Here is a 13806-nt window from a genome sequence, read left to right as displayed (position 1 = left end):
CCTGGTGTCCATGGCGGTGTGGAACCACTCCGATCCATCCCGAACTCGGCTGTGAAACGCATCTGCGGCGACGATATTTGGGGGGTAGCCCCCTGAGAAAATAGCTCGATGCCAGGTAAAACATTCTAAAAAAAGCCACTCCTTGTTGGGAGTGGCTTTTTTTGTGCCTTTGTGATGTCTTTCATCCATGTAATCTGATGTGATTGGCTGTACACGTGTGCATCGCAGACAGCGCTCGACTCGAAAAATGCTGTTGCTGTTATGGCATGCATACAGGCGTTGGGACACGTTCGGCTGTGTTGACTTGAGCGCGGCGTTTGCCTACTACACACTCCAATCCATCTTTCCACTCTTATTAATTGCCCTTGGTGTAGCGGCCAGGATGTATGGCAAATCTTCAGGTGTGGAAGAAGTGATTGCAGGGATCGCTCCTCTGCTGCCACCGTCAGTTGTCAAATTAGTGGAGTCAACATTATTGGGCTTGGTGGCTCAAGGAGTTGGCGCCGGTTTGCTGGGAATTATTGTTTTGTTGGTGACGGCAAGCAACGTTTATCTCACTTTGCAGCGAGGTGCTGATCGTTTATGGAATGACGTTATTCCGCCTCGGGCCGAGGAAGGAATGGAACGGCAGATTTTTGACTTCATCCGAGCCAGAGCAGAGGCATTCCTGGTGGTTTTGATTGTTGCAGTCCTGATTGTTGTTGAGCAGGTCATTGTCGGCATTAGTCGTCTGCCCATTGAAATCCTGGAGTGGTTCCGAATGCTGATGCCGTCATTGTCGAGACTGTTCGATCACCAGCATATGTTCACATTTGGGTCACTTGTGATCGCTGGTTTATGGCTTTCTGTCCTTGCTTTTCTGCTTCAAAGAGTTCTGTTAAGACAGAAGATTCCCTGGCGCTCTTTGATTCCAGGCTCCGTACTGATCGGGTATGCATTATCTGTTCTCAATCTTATTTTGAGTCTTAGTATTGTTTCTTTAGGGAGTCGCTTTCAGGCTTATGGAGTGATTGGTGGTGTTCTTGTCTTAACACTGTGGATCTGGATGGTTGGGATCATTCTTTATTTCGGTCAATGCGTCAGTGTTGAAACAGTGAGTTCCCGCTTAAAAGAGATCCGTCGCGGAGAGCCGAACCTTGTGCAGGCTTGATTCCATCGACAAACCATTGATGATGTCTGTGAATTAATTCGTCGATGAATCGACCACCCGCGCTGCTCTGGCTGCTTTTATTGCTCCTCTTGTTGCCGACTGCAGCCGGTCGTGTCCTCCTTGATCTGGCGGGAGGAGTGGTTCTTGTGTTGATTGCTCTGCCTCTTGTGCTCACAGGCGTGGGTTGGATTGGCTGGAAGATCCTGCGATCACGCCTGGTCACCTGTCCTGCTTGCGGCTCCACCTCGCTTGGCCAGTCGTCCCACTGTGGAGTGTGTGGTGCGTCACTTCAGACAGCTGCATCTGGGGCTGATGCAGGAGCGCAGGCAAGCCGTTCAGTCCCTGCCAGTGAGGTCACGATCGACATCACTGCTCAAGATGCAGAATCGGAATCCTGAACGCGTCCTTGCAACTGCCATTCGCGCAGAAATAGAAAAAAGGGCGCACCGCAGGCGAATGCGATTCCAAAGCTCATCAGGATCGCAACCCACCAGCCCCGAATCTTCTGCTGGATCCCTTCCGTGCAGATCCAGATGCTCACCGCTGAGGCACCAATGAGGAGATCCGCCGAGAGGGAGCGTGAAGCGGCTGTGACATTGGCATCGTTGATGAAGCGTTGCAGATCAAAGGTCTGACCGCTCTCTGCGATGAACTCGAGGTTCGCTCGCCAGGGAAGAACAGCGCCCAGGACAGCGAGCAGCAGATAGATCCAGGGAAGGGCTTTACGCATCATCAAGAGGTTCGAGGGTGTCGGGATTGAGCTGCACCACGTTCTGTTCGGCCTTGAGCAGCAGGCCTTCGCAGCGCTCGAGATAAATCTGGCCTCGAAGATAGTGCTGTTGAAGATCTGCCAGCGGCACCGCATCGTTTTGCAGTTCTTCCAGCAACAGATCGAGCGCGGTCAGTGATTCCTCGTAGCTGAGCGTTGCAGCATCCTTACGCCAGCTCTTCAGTTGGGTGCTGAGGCTTTTGCTCATGGGTTAGGGCTAACAGAAGATGGGAGAACAGCGTTCACGCGGGTATCGAGAGCACCATCTTGAAGCTGAATGATCAGCTGATCTCCAGCAGCTGCATCCTGAACCGAACTGATCGTGGCCCCCTCCGCGTCGCTCACAATGGCCAGTCCCCGTTTGAGCCATCGTTGGGGTGAAAGCGCCTGCAGCAGCCGCTGTCTGTGGGACAGCTCCTGTTTCAGGTGTAGAAAGGCGCGCTCTGGTGCCTGCTCGGCCAGTTGAAGGCGTTTGTCCGCGAGGCGTTGCTGTTCCCGAGAGATCCTGTTTTGGACTTGATTGTGCAGGCTCTGCCTGCGCTGCTGCAGCCCCCTCAATGCCTCCTGGCGATCGGGCAGCAAGCTGACCATGGCGGCGGTCGGCGTGGCGGCGCGATGGTCTGCAACCAGATCCGCCACCGTGAGATCGTCCTCATGTCCCAGCCCGGTCACGACCGGCAGTGGACAAGCCGCCAGATCACGGCAGAGCCCTTCATCGTCGAAGACCGCAAGATCTTCACGACTGCCGCCACCCCTGGCCAGAACAAGAGCATCCAGCTGCAAGTCCTGATGGCGAGCGCTCAGAGCGGCAAGGGTTTCCCGGATCTGGTCTGCCACGGGTCCCTGAACCGGGATCGGCACGACGATCAGTGTCGTCATCGGCCAGCGTTCCCGCGCTGTGCGCAGCATGTCCGCCAGCGCAGAGCTCGGCACGCTGGTGAGGATTGCCACGGTTCTGGGTTGCTGCGGCAGTGGCTGTTTTCGGTCTGCATCAAGCAGGCCGGCGTCCAGCAGGCGTGCTCGAACGGTTTCAAACTGCCGCAACACCGTTGTGAGGCTGGGACGGATGTCCAGCACTTGCACGTTGAGACTGGCCCGAGCGGTCCAGAAATTCAGTTTTCCGACAACAATCACCCCATCACCATCCACGGGGCGATAGTTCAGTTGTTTCAGCTTTGATGCCCAGACAACCCCTGAAATCGTGGCGTCACCATCGGTGAGGGTGAGCCAGAGATGGCCTTTCTTCAACTGGGGTTTTGAGACACTGCACTCAACCAGGAAGCGCGGTGCAAAACCCCGTTCCAGCAGGCTGCCAATGGCCGAGTTCAGCTCGCAGACTGAATAGGTCGGGATTGGGTCAGCGATCAAGGCGACGGTATGCGAAGCCCCAGTAAAGACAGACCAAACCGCTGATCACAGCCAATGCTCCCCCCCAGGATCGGTGGCTTTGGGTCAGGGCGACGCAGAAGATCACAAGCGCACTGCTCAGCAGCCTGGATCCATCGCGTCGGTTCTGAACGTAAAGCGGTGCCAAGCTCATCCTTGAGGTGCCACCCACCACTTTGAAGCATCGTTGGTGGGATTCGGTTGGGGAATTCGCCACAAAAAAACCTCACCGAAAATCCGATGAGGTCTTGTGCTGTTTTGAATGAAACAGACTTCTGTCGGACCAGAAGCTGATCAGCCGAGGCCAACCTGGGACAGGATTCCCTGGCCGGTGAGCAGTTCAGTGCCGAGGCCGATCACGAAACCGAGCATGGCGAGGCGGCCGTTCCAGGTCTCTGCGAAGTTCACGAAACCGAAGCGGGCCTGAGTGTTGTCGGACATGGGTTGAAGAACCGTTGGGTTGAGGCAAATGTAACAAAGGTTGGAGATTTGTTGCCAGTGATTGCGGATACCCGAATTAGTGATCCGCGAATCAGGCTTTCATGCGTCCACTCTGCCGCTTCGTGCCCGCCGTTGCCTGGGCTGCCCAGGGCTGCTCCGGCCATGGATGTTTTGGATATCTCCCTCGCATCTCCTTGCGAACACTGGCGTAACTGCCATGCCAGAAACCCGATAGATCACACGTTCTCTGTAGGGGGCGTCCTGCAGGGGAGAGCAGTTCCACGGTCACTGGCAGCTGTCCCAGCAGAACGGTCGGGCCCGTTTCACAGCCAAACATTTCCTGCAATTTCACGGCCAGCACGATCTGCCCATCCTCTTCGTAGGTCAGTTGCGCGGATCGACCGCTTGGAATCAACAGGCGCGTGGGAAGCAGTCGCTCCAATTCCTCCCGTTGCGACCAATCCAGCGACCCCCAGAGAGCATGTTCCAAAGCGGTGGCATCGAGATTGTTCCAGCTTTGACAACCCTCAAGGGCATCCCCGAGCCAACTGGACAGCGTGGCCAGCAAGACGTCGGGATCCTTCGGTTGCCAGGGTGATCCCAACTGTCGATAAGCAAGATCCAGGCGTCTGCGTAGCTGCACTGCCGCTGGGGACCAGCTCAGCACCTCCAGCGTGCCGCCCCGTTGCAGGCGTTCGATGATCAGATCGCGGCACTCCTGCCCGTCTGGTGCTGGCTGGGGTGCACGGCGCAGCGTCAGGGCGCCGAGGTTCAGTGTCCGCTCTGAGCGGATTCGCTGGCACTGCTCGTCCCAGCTGAGAAGGTCTTCCCAGCTCCCCTCCTCGTCCGCCAATCGATCAACAGTGCTGCGGCTGAGAGGGAGTGCCAGTTGAATCCTGGTGTCGCGCTGTCCCAGGTCCAGGCGTGCCACCGCCAGGGCCTCGGCATTGATCAGCGGGTCCTGTTCGTCAAGACGGGCACCGCGTCCTTGGCGGAGTTGGAAGCGTCCAGGTCGGTCCGATCGTTTTAATGCCAGCCATTCAGGGAATGCCTTGAGGATGAGTTCAGCTGCGGAGATCTCGGGCTGGCGGTCGTCGCGCTCTTGGGGCAGCTTGTCCAGTTGTCGATGCAGTTGCCGGCTGAGCAGCCGGAGAGCAGCCAACTGCTTCTGCTGACGCATGGCCTCAAGACGGGCTGCGAGGTCGCAGCCGACATCACGCCAGGGCAGTGGGTCCCGCTCGCTGAGGATGGCGGCGAGATCGCAGCCCAGTTCTGGCATTCCGCAGCGTCGTGCCTCCAGCATCAGCAACGCCAGTCGGGGGTGAACCCCGAGCCGTCCCAGCATCTGACCACGTGCATTGAGCCTGCCATCAGGCTCCAGTGCCTTCAGCGCGATCAGTTGATCGCGGCCGTTGATCAGAGCAGGCCGCGGAGGCGGATCCAGCCAGGGCAGATCGTCTCCAAGGCCGCACCCCCATGTCGCCAGTTCCAGAACAACCGGTTGGGGATCGGCCAGCCCGAGCTCCGGGGGGCTGAACTGTGGCCGCCGCTGTTGGTTGGCCGGCGACCACAGGCGAATGCAGCGTCCAGGACCCTGACGGCCTGCGCGTCCGCGACGCTGATCCGCGCTGGCGAGGCTGGCCGGGACGGTCTCGAGGCCCTCCATTCCGCTGCTTGGGTCGTAGCGCAGTTGTCGACTGAGACCGCTGTCGATCACGAGCCGTACCCCGCTGAGGGTGATTGAACTTTCGGCGATGGCACTGGCCAGGATGAGTTGCCCGCAGTGGTGGCGATCACAGCCCTGCAGGGCCCTGCACTGTTCCTCCAGAGGCAGCTGGCCGTGCAGACACACCACACTCCAATCCACAAGGCTGTCCGTTCGCTGCAGCAGATCGCGGCACCGATGGATCTCTGCCATTCCAGGTAGAAACACCAGCACGCCGCTTCCGTCGGGCAGCGAGAGAGCATGGCTTTCGATCGCTCGCAGCACCTGCCGGGGCAGTGACTCCTGCAGGCGGGGGGGCTGGTGCACCGTTTTCACGGGGAAACAGCGACCCTCACTTTCAAGAACGGAGGCCTCTGGCAGACGTTGTCTGAGGTCCGACAGATCAAGCGTGGCGGACATCAGCATCACGGCGAGGTCCGGTCGCAGCAACGGTCGCGCCTCACGGAGCAACACCAGCCCCAGGTCGGCGTCGCGTCGACGTTCGTGGAATTCATCGAACAGCACGCACTGAACGCCTTCCAGAGCCGGATCGGCCTGCAGGCGCCTGAGGAACAGGCCATCGGTCAGCACTTCGATGCGGGTTTGCGCCGAGCGACGGCGTTCCCCGCGGATCGCGAAGCCGATCCGATGTCCCACCGGTTCATTCAGGCTGTCCGCCAGGCGTTCAGCAGCAGCCCGAACGGCCAGTCTCCTGGGCTCCACCATCCAGATGTCTCCTTGGATCGGTGCGGCTTTGCCCATCGGACCGAGCGCCCCCAGCAGAGCCAGCGGCACACGGGTGGTTTTTCCTGCGCCGGGCGGAGCCTGCAACAACACGGTGCTGCCGGGCCTGAGCTGCTCACAGAGATGTGGCAACAGCGATTCGATCGGAAAGGCCGTCAAGCCGACTCGCTACAGCAGTGATCTTGTTTCAGAGGATCTGATCAGTGAACGAGGTTGAGCACGCCAAGTAACAGCAAACTGCTGATCGCGCCGAAGGCTGTCAGCAGTGAGATCAGCGGACCGGGAGTGAACGAGAGGTTGGCCATGAAGACTTTCTTAAAGGCCGCAATCACTCCGTTTTAGATCGCGAATCTCGGTCGGCGCTGTAGTGGTTTGCACGCCTTCACATGCTTCAGCGCACGTGGCGGGTGCCATCCACCGGGTGGTACTCCTCGCCGGTGAGCTCTTCGAACACGATCGCTGGCAATCCTGTTTCGAACATGGTTTGCAGGGCTTCCTTCAGGTAGGGATTCCAGCCTCCGGTGTTGACCTGTCCATGGCGCACGGTCCAGTCCCAAGTGCCTTGCAGATCGCGAGGGATGCGACCTTCGCGATCACGGCGCGCCACCAGATCCAACGATTCCACGAGGCCCACCTGGATTGGGTCTTTGCCGTAGGCCGGCGTGAGGCTCAGTTCCAGCCGTACAGGATCCTCCTTGAGCAGCCGCAACCGGAAGCGGGGCGGGAGTTTCAGGCTCTTGATCACCGCTGCGACGATGCGTGTTCTCTGATCCACTCGGTGGGGCCTCTCAACAGTTCCGGGATGGTGCTTTTCTAGGCACCGACTCCCTAATTTATTCGGCGCCCGGTCCCGAGCCTGGTCCAGCCGAGTCGTCATCGCTGCTGAAGCGGACCGTGAGCAGATCCTCTTCCGTGATGCGACCGTCTTGATCAAGGAGTTCCGGATGCACGGTGACCTGGCCAGTGCGGTCTCCCCCCGTTGAGGAAGGCGGTCCATCTAGTGGTGCGCTAGCGGCTCGGAACCCTTTGCTCATCACGCGGAATGCCTGCCAGAGCAGGGCAACGAAAACCGCTCCATAGAGCAGGGGAAACAGAGAGCTGAGCATGGCGGGCGGCCCTTCGTCCGACACCACCATCATCGCCAAAGCCCGGCCCCGGTTGCACACGGTCACAGATTTGACGGTTCTCCGTCTTTTTTCCCTGTTCCGGTCTGCGTAGCGTCCGATCAACACGTCCGAATGCCGATGCCTCTCAACCGCCGTTTTTTGCGCCGAAATCTCCTGCGCGGCTGTCTTGCTGCTGGTCTTCTGGCAGCGGGTGGTGCCTCGGTTCAGCTGTTGCCTCCGCTGCGGACTGCCATCGCCCGTCCAGCAACCGCCGCGTTGTCGCGGCAGTCCTTTGTGGCCGCGGCGGTCCAGCGCAGCGGTCCAGCTGTGGTGACCCTTGAGACCACGCGCAGCATGCCAACAAGCTCTGTTTACGGGCTTCCCCCTGCCCTGCTGCAGGATCCAATGTTTCGCCAGTTTTTCGGTCTCAAGGGAGAAAGGGCGCCGTCGTCCCAGGTGCAGCGAGGCCAGGGCAGTGGCGTTCTCTTCGATTCGCAGGGCTTGCTGCTGACCAATGCCCACGTGGTGGACAACGCCGATCAGCTCATGGTGGGTCTGGCTGACGGGCGACGGGTCCCTGGAAGGGTGGTCGGCAAGGACACCCTCACGGACCTGGCTGTCGTGCGCCTTGAAGGCAAAGGGCCCTGGCCAACGGCCAGTCTTGGCAATTCCGATCGTCTGCAGGTGGGCGACTGGGCCATTGCCGTCGGCAACCCGTTCGGCCTTGAAAACACTGTCACCCTCGGGATTGTCAGCAATCTCAACCGCAATGTGTCGCAGCTGGGGATTTCCGGGAAGCGTCTTGATCTTATTCAGACCGATGCAGCGATCAACCCTGGTAATTCAGGAGGTCCGTTGCTCAACGCCGATGGCGAGGTGATCGGGATCAATACCCTGGTTCGCACCGGGCCTGGGGCAGGCCTTGGCTTTGCCATTCCGATCAACCGGGCACGCGCGATCGCCAAGCAGTTGGTTGAAACAGGACGAGCCCGTCATCCGATGATTGGCATCGGTCTCTCGCCTGTCCCCGCATCCACGCCTGGTGCTGCTATCCCACCCGGTGCGGTGATCCGCTCGGTTCAGCCTGGTGGACCGGCTGCTCTTGCCGGCTTGCGTGAAGAGGACGTGATTGTGGCGATCGATGGCACCTCGATGGCTGATCCCGCAGCTGTGGTGAGCGCGATTGAGCGGCGTGGTATCGGTGATGCGCTCATCGTCACAGTCCGACGCGGTGGCTCAACTCTGGATGTGAGCCTGACGCCAGTGGATATGAGCTCCCTTAGTCGTCCCTGAACACGATCAGGCTTCGGAATCCCTCAGCTGCTCCACACAGCGTGTGATGCAATCACCATCGTTCAGGGAGCAGGTGGTGATGCATTCGAAGTAGGTCTCCACGGCATCCCAGGTCTGGTCGTGCTGATCTGACAGGCCCCTCGGACCTTGTCCTGAACCTGAGCGATGCGCCTTGCTCATCATGTCTAGGGATTGGTTTTGTCAGCCTATGCACACCAAACAAACGGGTAAAGGAAATTGAGTTTTCCTGCCTAATTTGCTGTGAAGTTTTCCCCTGCCAGGTCGTCAGACGCCAGTCATGCCGCCTTTTTGCGGCGGTCTTTCCGGTCTCTCTGCTTGGCGCGATTCGCTTTTCGCTTCTCTTCGCGTTCGTTGGCCAGGCGTTGTTCATCGGCAGCCAGCCTTTCCTCCTCTTTCTTCTCGAGGTAGTAGTCGTATCCGCCCCGGTAGAGCACGAGCTCTCCATCGCGCAGTTCAACGATCCGGTTGGCCACTCTGGAGATGAAATATCGGTCGTGGGACACCAACAAAGCGGCCCCCTCATACGCCTGAAGCGCTTCCTCCAGCATTTGTTTGGCAGGGATGTCGAGGTGGTTTGTGGGTTCGTCCAGCACCAGCAGATTGCAGGGGCTGAGCAGCATCAGGGCGAGAGCAAGCCGAGCTTTCTCTCCGCCGCTCAGCTGTCCCACCTGCTTGAACACCGAGTCGTTGCTGAAGCAGAAGCTCCCCAACAGCGAGCGCACCTGGGTCTGAGTCCAGTCCGGAACCGCTTCAAACATCATGTCGATCACGGTTTTGTCGAGGTCCAGCGCTTCCGCCTGGTTCTGCTCGAAATAACGGGCCACCACGTTGTGCTCACCAAGCCGGGCAAAGCCTTCATCAGGCTTTTCCAGGTCCATCACCAGCCGCAGCAGGGTCGATTTGCCGGCTCCGTTCGGACCAACGAAGGCGATCCGGTCTCCCCGCTCCACCTCGAGGGCTACGTCCAGAAACAGAATTTTCTCGCCGTAGCTGTGGGTGAGGTTCTCGATTAAGGCCACCTGGGCACCAGAGCGAGGGGCTTCCGGAAAGCGGAAGCTCGGTCCGGAGACGGTTTCGACCGGGGCATCAATGCGTTCAACCTTGTCCAACAGTTTTTCCCGGCTCTTGGCCTGGGTGCTGCGGGTGGCGCTGGCTCGGAAGCGATCGATGTAAGCCTGCTGGCTGGCGATTTCCTTCTGCTGGCGATCGAAGGCCGCCTGGGTGGCTTCCCTCTCCAGGGCCTTTTGTTCCAGATGAACTGTGTAATTGCCCAGATAACTGCGTGAGATGCCCCGTTCGGTGGACACGATCTGATTGCAAACCCGATCAAGGAAGGCCCGGTCGTGGCTGATCACCACCAGGGCAGCGCTCTGCTCCAGCAGATACCCCTCAAGCCATTGGATCGTTTCCACGTCCAGATGGTTTGTGGGCTCGTCCAGCAGCAGCAGATCGGGATCCTGAAGCAGGATCTTGCCCAGGGCGATCCGCATCTGCCAGCCCCCGGAATAGTCGCGAACAGGCCTTTCAGCGGCCTCTGGCGTGAATCCGATGGTCGGCAGAAGCTTGTCGATGCGTGCCTCGAGCTCGTAGCCATGCAGCGATTCGAAGCGGTTCTGCAGTTGTCCCAGTTCGTGGATCAAGGCATCGAGGTGATCGGGATCGTCTGCGGCCCGCTCGCCAGCCATGGCCTCCTCAACCTGCCTCTGGCGATTCAGTACCTCAGCGGCCTCGCCAAAGGCTTGGAACAGTTCCTGCCGCACCGTGCGATCGAGGTCCACATCGAATTCCTGCTGCAGGTAAGCGATGCGTGGATCTCCCTGGCGGACCACCTGTCCGCTGCTGGGCTCCTCATGGCCTGCGATCAGGCGTAACTGCGTGGATTTCCCGGCGCCATTGACGCCAACGAGGCCGATGCGGTCTCCGGATTTGACCTCCCAGGTGACATCACGCAGCACCTCACCGGTTGGATAGATCTTGCTGACGCGCTCGAGTCGAAGCACCGGAAGGGCTCATGGCCGTCCATCATCCCCTCTCGGGCTCAGTCTTGTTGTTTGCCCTGCAAACTGGACCCACATCCTGAGACGTCCACGCCATGCTGAAACTTGAGCAGCTGGCAGCGGTTGTTGTGGCTGCTGGTCTGGCGCTCGTCAGCTACTGGCTTTTTTTCAGCTGGGCTGGAGGTGGTGGTTATGAGCGACGCGACCCTTCAGGAGACCAGTCGATTCGCACGACGCCAGATCTCAGAGTCCCCCACGTGCTTTGACCACCCAGCGGCTGGTGTCGGCATCATCAACGCTCGCCAGATGGGCTTTGACCTCATCCGCTGTGACAGGTAAACCCAGTTCATTGCCAAGGCTGCAGATCGACAGCATGGCGCCCGCCGGATCCTGCAGAGCCTGACGAAACAGGGCCTGGGTTTGTTCGGGATTGCTTTTGATCCGCTCGTAAAGCTCGGCGGCGTTGCTGGACATCACGGTCTGGCCTCTGTGAAAACCGTATTCATGAAGGACCCGACTGGCATCAGGCGGCCTGATCGATCTCCTCGTCGAGCTGCCCGAGCGCCGAAGCGTCTTCCATGCTGCGCGCGTCCATACAGAGAACTTTGCGGAGCTCTGCAAAGTTCGAGGCCTGGCCTGAGCGCCCTTCCTGGGCGGCGCCGTACTCGGCGCGCTGCAACACATGGTGGAGATGGGTCAGCAGGTAGGTGCTGATGACCGCCGACACCAGAACGTCGCTGGTCTCCGAGCTGCGCCGCCTCCGGCTGCTTGATGAGCGGCTGTTCGATGAACGGCTGTTCGATGAACGGCTCTTTGATGAACCGCTGTTTGTCGAGCGGTTTTTTGTGGATTGGCTGCGACGTGTTGACGAGGAGGCGGATGGGGTCATGAGGCACTCCGGGGAGGCATGGCGTGAGGGAGCGTCCGTTCGGATCGGCTCTCCGGGATGTCGCGCCATCGATTCAGTGCTGACAGCATAGTCATGGATACTACCCTTGACCACCTCTGTACACTTCTCACTAACAAAGACCCTTTTGGCTACCGGGCGTGCCCACGCGTCAGACCTCCTCCAGCGGGAAGCCCAAATCCCCCCGGATCCAGGTGGTTCTGCCTGAGGATCTTTGTGAGCGTCTGACGTGGCTGGCCGAGCAGGAGTCCAGGACGGTCAGCAACATGGCGCGCGTGCTGATCCAGCAGGGAGTGCAGCGCCAGGAGCAGGCTCAGTCCGTGTCCAAACCGGTGGTGTCTCAGGAGGAGCGCTTCCGTTCTGCTTTGGAAGCCCAGCAGCCGCGTCGCCTGCGTGGAGCGCCCCGCCGATTGCGCTTGCAGCGCCCGCGCTGATTCAGTCCGGTCTCACCAGGACCCCCAGAACGGTCTCCCGCTGCGCGCCGGTGATGGCTGGAGCATTGGCGGGATGCCGTCGCAGGTGCCACCAGGCCAGCAGGGCAAACACAAGTGCTTCCCTGGCTTCCGCTGCCAGTCCAAGTTCATCGCTGCTGCGCAGCTGCAGCCCCAGGCAACGATGCCGCAGTTCCTTCATCAACGTCGGGTTGCGTCGTCCGCCTCCAGCGACCACCAGCTCAAGGGGGCTGATTCCTTCCCTTGCCTGAAGATGCTCCAGATCCTGCGCCACAAGGGCGGCTGTGAAGCCGGTGAGCGTCGCGATCACATCAGTGTCTGACTGCCCGCCCAGCTGCCTCAGGCGTTGGTCCAGGTCATGCCCGCCGAACAGCTCCCGGCCCGTTGATTTGGGAGGTGCGGCCTGCAGATAGGGATGCTGCAGCCAGGCCTGAACGGTCTCCTCATGGCAGAGCCCCTCTGCAGCCATGGCACCGTCCTGATCAAACCCAAGACGTCCTTGGCTGAATCGTTTGACCGCGAGATCGATCAGGCTGTTGGCAGGGCCGCAGTCCCAGCCCCGAACGGGGGCATCACAATCCGGCCCCCCTCTTGGCGGAATCAGGGTGATGTTGGCGATGCCGCCAAGATTCAGCAGAGCTCGCCAGCCCTCGATCCCACCGAGCAGGGCGGCATCGGCTCGCGGAACCAGGGGAGCCCCCTGGCCGCCCAGAGCCAGGTCTGCGGCCCGGAAGTCATGCACTACTGGGCGGTTCAGAAGGCGAGCCAGCAGCGGAGCTTGCAACAGCTGCCAGCTGGCGCCGCGGCGCTGTTGGCTGGGTGGTCGGTGCCACACGGTCTGCCCATGGCATCCCACCAGAGCTGCGCTGTCTTTCGGATCGCAGGCCTTGGCTGCGAGGGCCTGCACTTCGGTGAGGCTTTCTGCCAGGTCCAGCCAGGCTTCAGCCGGCATTGGATCTCCCTGACCGGCGCGCACGATCCCGTCTTGAAGCGTGGCTGGGTAAGGGACGAAGTGATGCTGCAGCAAGCTCCAGCGGGGCTGATGGCTGGACCCCCGGAACTCAGCCAGAACCGCGTCCACGCCATCGGCGCTCGTGCCGCTCATCAGCCCGAGGCAGCGCATCAGCTCAGGTCCTTGGAAGTTTCTGCAGGTCCTCCATCAGCCCCATCACCACGAGCAGATGCCCCTGCTCCAGCACGTGCGATGCGGGTGGATTGACCGTGAGGCTGCGCTGCGGGCCCGCGGCCAGAACATTCACGCGGAAGTTCTTGCGCAGATTGAGATCCCGGAGTGACTGGCCAACAAAGAGTTCCGGCACCTTGATCTCCTCGATGCCATGGGTCTCGTCCAGCTTGAGGCGCTCCATCAGGTTGGGCCGGATCAATTCCCGCCCCAATCGTTCGCCCTGCATGCGGGAGGGAAAGATGACGCGGTCAGCGCCGACTCGCTTCAGCATTTTTTCGTGCAGATCGCTGGTGGCCCTTGCGATCACCTGCTGCACCCGGCTGCCATCGCTGTCTTTGGCGATGAGGGTGGCGGTGATGCTCGCCTCAATCGGTTCGCTCATCGCCACCACGACCGTTCCCATCTCGAGCACGCCGGCCTCGCGCAGCGATTCCTCATCCGTGCAATCCACCACCCTTGCCTCAATGGCGGGTTCCAGTTGCCGCAGTTCATCAACGGCCCGTGATGAGCGATCCACCGCCAGCACCTCCGCTCCGTTCTGCATCAGTTCCCGGCAGACGGCGATACCGAAGCGGCCCACGCCAATCACAGCGAACCCAAGTCGCTCACTGCCCTGCAGTGGGCTCCAGTTCCACCAATCCCTCATCGC

The 13806-nt window shown here is 60.2% G+C and carries 19 protein-coding genes and 1 rRNA gene; 6 read left to right on the top strand and 14 right to left on the bottom strand.

The genetic code is table 11. The features are described from left to right. From rrf to SYN9616_RS0109645, 3 genes are all read left to right on the top strand, one after another. A 5S ribosomal RNA gene (gene rrf / locus SYN9616_RS0109655) occupies nt 1-117 on the top strand. 187 nt (nt 118-304) lie between these two features. Beyond that, complete coding sequence (locus tag SYN9616_RS0109650) at nt 305-1150, top strand: YihY/virulence factor BrkB family protein (RefSeq protein ID WP_232200281.1); 846 nt, start codon at nt 305-307, stop codon at nt 1148-1150. Nucleotides 1151-1194: 44 nt separating this feature from the next. Further along, entirely contained in the window at nt 1195-1548 is a 354-nt protein-coding gene (locus SYN9616_RS0109645) for a hypothetical protein (RefSeq protein WP_028952892.1), read from the top strand. Here the strand turns inward: SYN9616_RS0109645 and SYN9616_RS0109640 are convergent. From SYN9616_RS0109640 to SYN9616_RS0109600, 8 genes are all read right to left on the bottom strand, one after another. Beyond that, nucleotides 1524-1880, bottom strand: a complete 357-nt coding sequence (locus tag SYN9616_RS0109640; RefSeq protein WP_028952891.1) for a DUF2834 domain-containing protein — start codon at nt 1878-1880, stop codon at nt 1524-1526. The genes SYN9616_RS0109645 and SYN9616_RS0109640 overlap by 25 nt on opposite strands. Continuing rightward, complete coding sequence (gene xseB / locus SYN9616_RS0109635; protein WP_028952890.1) at nt 1873-2127, bottom strand: exodeoxyribonuclease VII small subunit; 255 nt, start codon at nt 2125-2127, stop codon at nt 1873-1875. Before xseB ends, SYN9616_RS0109640 begins: the two co-directional genes overlap by 8 nt. Further along, the gene (xseA, locus tag SYN9616_RS0109630) at nt 2124-3287 is read right to left on the bottom strand and encodes an exodeoxyribonuclease VII large subunit (protein ID WP_028952889.1); all 1164 of its coding nucleotides are present in this window, start codon (nt 3285-3287) and stop codon (nt 2124-2126) included. Before xseA ends, xseB begins: the two co-directional genes overlap by 4 nt. Further along, a complete protein-coding gene (locus SYN9616_RS15630; protein ID WP_156918754.1) occupies nt 3277-3522 on the bottom strand; it encodes a hypothetical protein in 246 nt (81 codons plus the stop codon). The genes xseA and SYN9616_RS15630 overlap by 11 nt, the downstream gene beginning before the upstream one ends. A gap of 77 nt (nt 3523-3599) precedes the next feature. After that, nucleotides 3600-3746, bottom strand: a complete 147-nt coding sequence (locus SYN9616_RS0109620) for a chlorophyll a/b-binding protein (protein WP_028952888.1) — start codon at nt 3744-3746, stop codon at nt 3600-3602. Between the two features lie 91 nt (nt 3747-3837). Further along, complete coding sequence (gene hrpB / locus SYN9616_RS0109615; RefSeq protein ID WP_028952887.1) at nt 3838-6354, bottom strand: ATP-dependent helicase HrpB; 2517 nt, start codon at nt 6352-6354, stop codon at nt 3838-3840. A gap of 232 nt (nt 6355-6586) precedes the next feature. After that, nucleotides 6587-6970: a hypothetical protein gene (locus SYN9616_RS0109605; protein WP_028952886.1), complete on the bottom strand. Its 384-nt coding sequence runs from the start codon at nt 6968-6970 to the stop codon at nt 6587-6589. 58 nt (nt 6971-7028) lie between these two features. Beyond that, a complete protein-coding gene (locus SYN9616_RS0109600; RefSeq protein WP_037991457.1) occupies nt 7029-7301 on the bottom strand; it encodes a DUF2973 domain-containing protein in 273 nt (90 codons plus the stop codon). 132 nt (nt 7302-7433) lie between these two features. Here SYN9616_RS0109600 and SYN9616_RS0109595 point away from each other — a divergent pair, with 132 nt between their 5' ends. Then, nucleotides 7434-8594 (top strand): trypsin-like peptidase domain-containing protein, encoded by a 1161-nt coding sequence (locus tag SYN9616_RS0109595; RefSeq protein ID WP_084218333.1) that lies wholly within the window; start codon nt 7434-7436, stop codon nt 8592-8594. Between the two features lie 6 nt (nt 8595-8600). On the opposite strand, the gene SYN9616_RS17705 is transcribed toward SYN9616_RS0109595, so the two are convergent. Together SYN9616_RS17705 and SYN9616_RS0109585 are read right to left on the bottom strand one after the other, a co-directional pair. Then, the gene (locus tag SYN9616_RS17705; RefSeq protein WP_198015170.1) at nt 8601-8774 is read right to left on the bottom strand and encodes a hypothetical protein; all 174 of its coding nucleotides are present in this window, start codon (nt 8772-8774) and stop codon (nt 8601-8603) included. Between the two features lie 116 nt (nt 8775-8890). Beyond that, entirely contained in the window at nt 8891-10615 is a 1725-nt protein-coding gene (locus tag SYN9616_RS0109585; protein WP_028952883.1) for an ATP-binding cassette domain-containing protein, read from the bottom strand. Nucleotides 10616-10707: 92 nt separating this feature from the next. Between SYN9616_RS0109585 and SYN9616_RS17700 the strand changes: the two genes are divergently transcribed. Beyond that, nucleotides 10708-10878: a hypothetical protein gene (locus SYN9616_RS17700; protein ID WP_198015169.1), complete on the top strand. Its 171-nt coding sequence runs from the start codon at nt 10708-10710 to the stop codon at nt 10876-10878. Here the strand turns inward: SYN9616_RS17700 and SYN9616_RS0109575 are convergent. Together SYN9616_RS0109575 and SYN9616_RS0109570 are read right to left on the bottom strand one after the other, a co-directional pair. After that, entirely contained in the window at nt 10856-11086 is a 231-nt protein-coding gene (locus SYN9616_RS0109575; RefSeq protein WP_028952882.1) for a hypothetical protein, read from the bottom strand. The genes SYN9616_RS17700 and SYN9616_RS0109575 overlap by 23 nt on opposite strands. A gap of 49 nt (nt 11087-11135) precedes the next feature. Next, complete coding sequence (locus SYN9616_RS0109570; protein ID WP_028952881.1) at nt 11136-11501, bottom strand: hypothetical protein; 366 nt, start codon at nt 11499-11501, stop codon at nt 11136-11138. Nucleotides 11502-11659: 158 nt separating this feature from the next. On the opposite strand from SYN9616_RS0109570, the gene SYN9616_RS0109565 reads away from it, so the two are divergent. Beyond that, on the top strand, nt 11660-11953 hold the full coding sequence (locus tag SYN9616_RS0109565; protein ID WP_028952880.1) for a hypothetical protein: 294 nt from the start codon (nt 11660-11662) through the stop codon (nt 11951-11953). Between the two features lies 1 nt (nt 11954). Here SYN9616_RS0109565 and SYN9616_RS0109560 read toward each other — a convergent pair whose 3' ends face one another. Together SYN9616_RS0109560 and SYN9616_RS0109555 are read right to left on the bottom strand one after the other, a co-directional pair. Beyond that, a complete protein-coding gene (locus tag SYN9616_RS0109560) occupies nt 11955-13094 on the bottom strand; it encodes an anhydro-N-acetylmuramic acid kinase (protein ID WP_028952879.1) in 1140 nt (379 codons plus the stop codon). Nucleotides 13095-13098: 4 nt separating this feature from the next. Next, nucleotides 13099-13803 (bottom strand): TrkA family potassium uptake protein, encoded by a 705-nt coding sequence (locus tag SYN9616_RS0109555; RefSeq protein WP_028952878.1) that lies wholly within the window; start codon nt 13801-13803, stop codon nt 13099-13101. Nucleotides 13804-13806: the final 3 nt, after the last annotated feature.

Origin of the sequence: Synechococcus sp. CC9616, assembly GCF_000515235.1 — a bacterium.
In the GTDB taxonomy this organism is placed as follows: Bacteria; Cyanobacteriota; Cyanobacteriia; order PCC-6307; family Cyanobiaceae; genus Parasynechococcus.
This window is presented reverse-complemented; position numbering and strand designations above follow the sequence as displayed.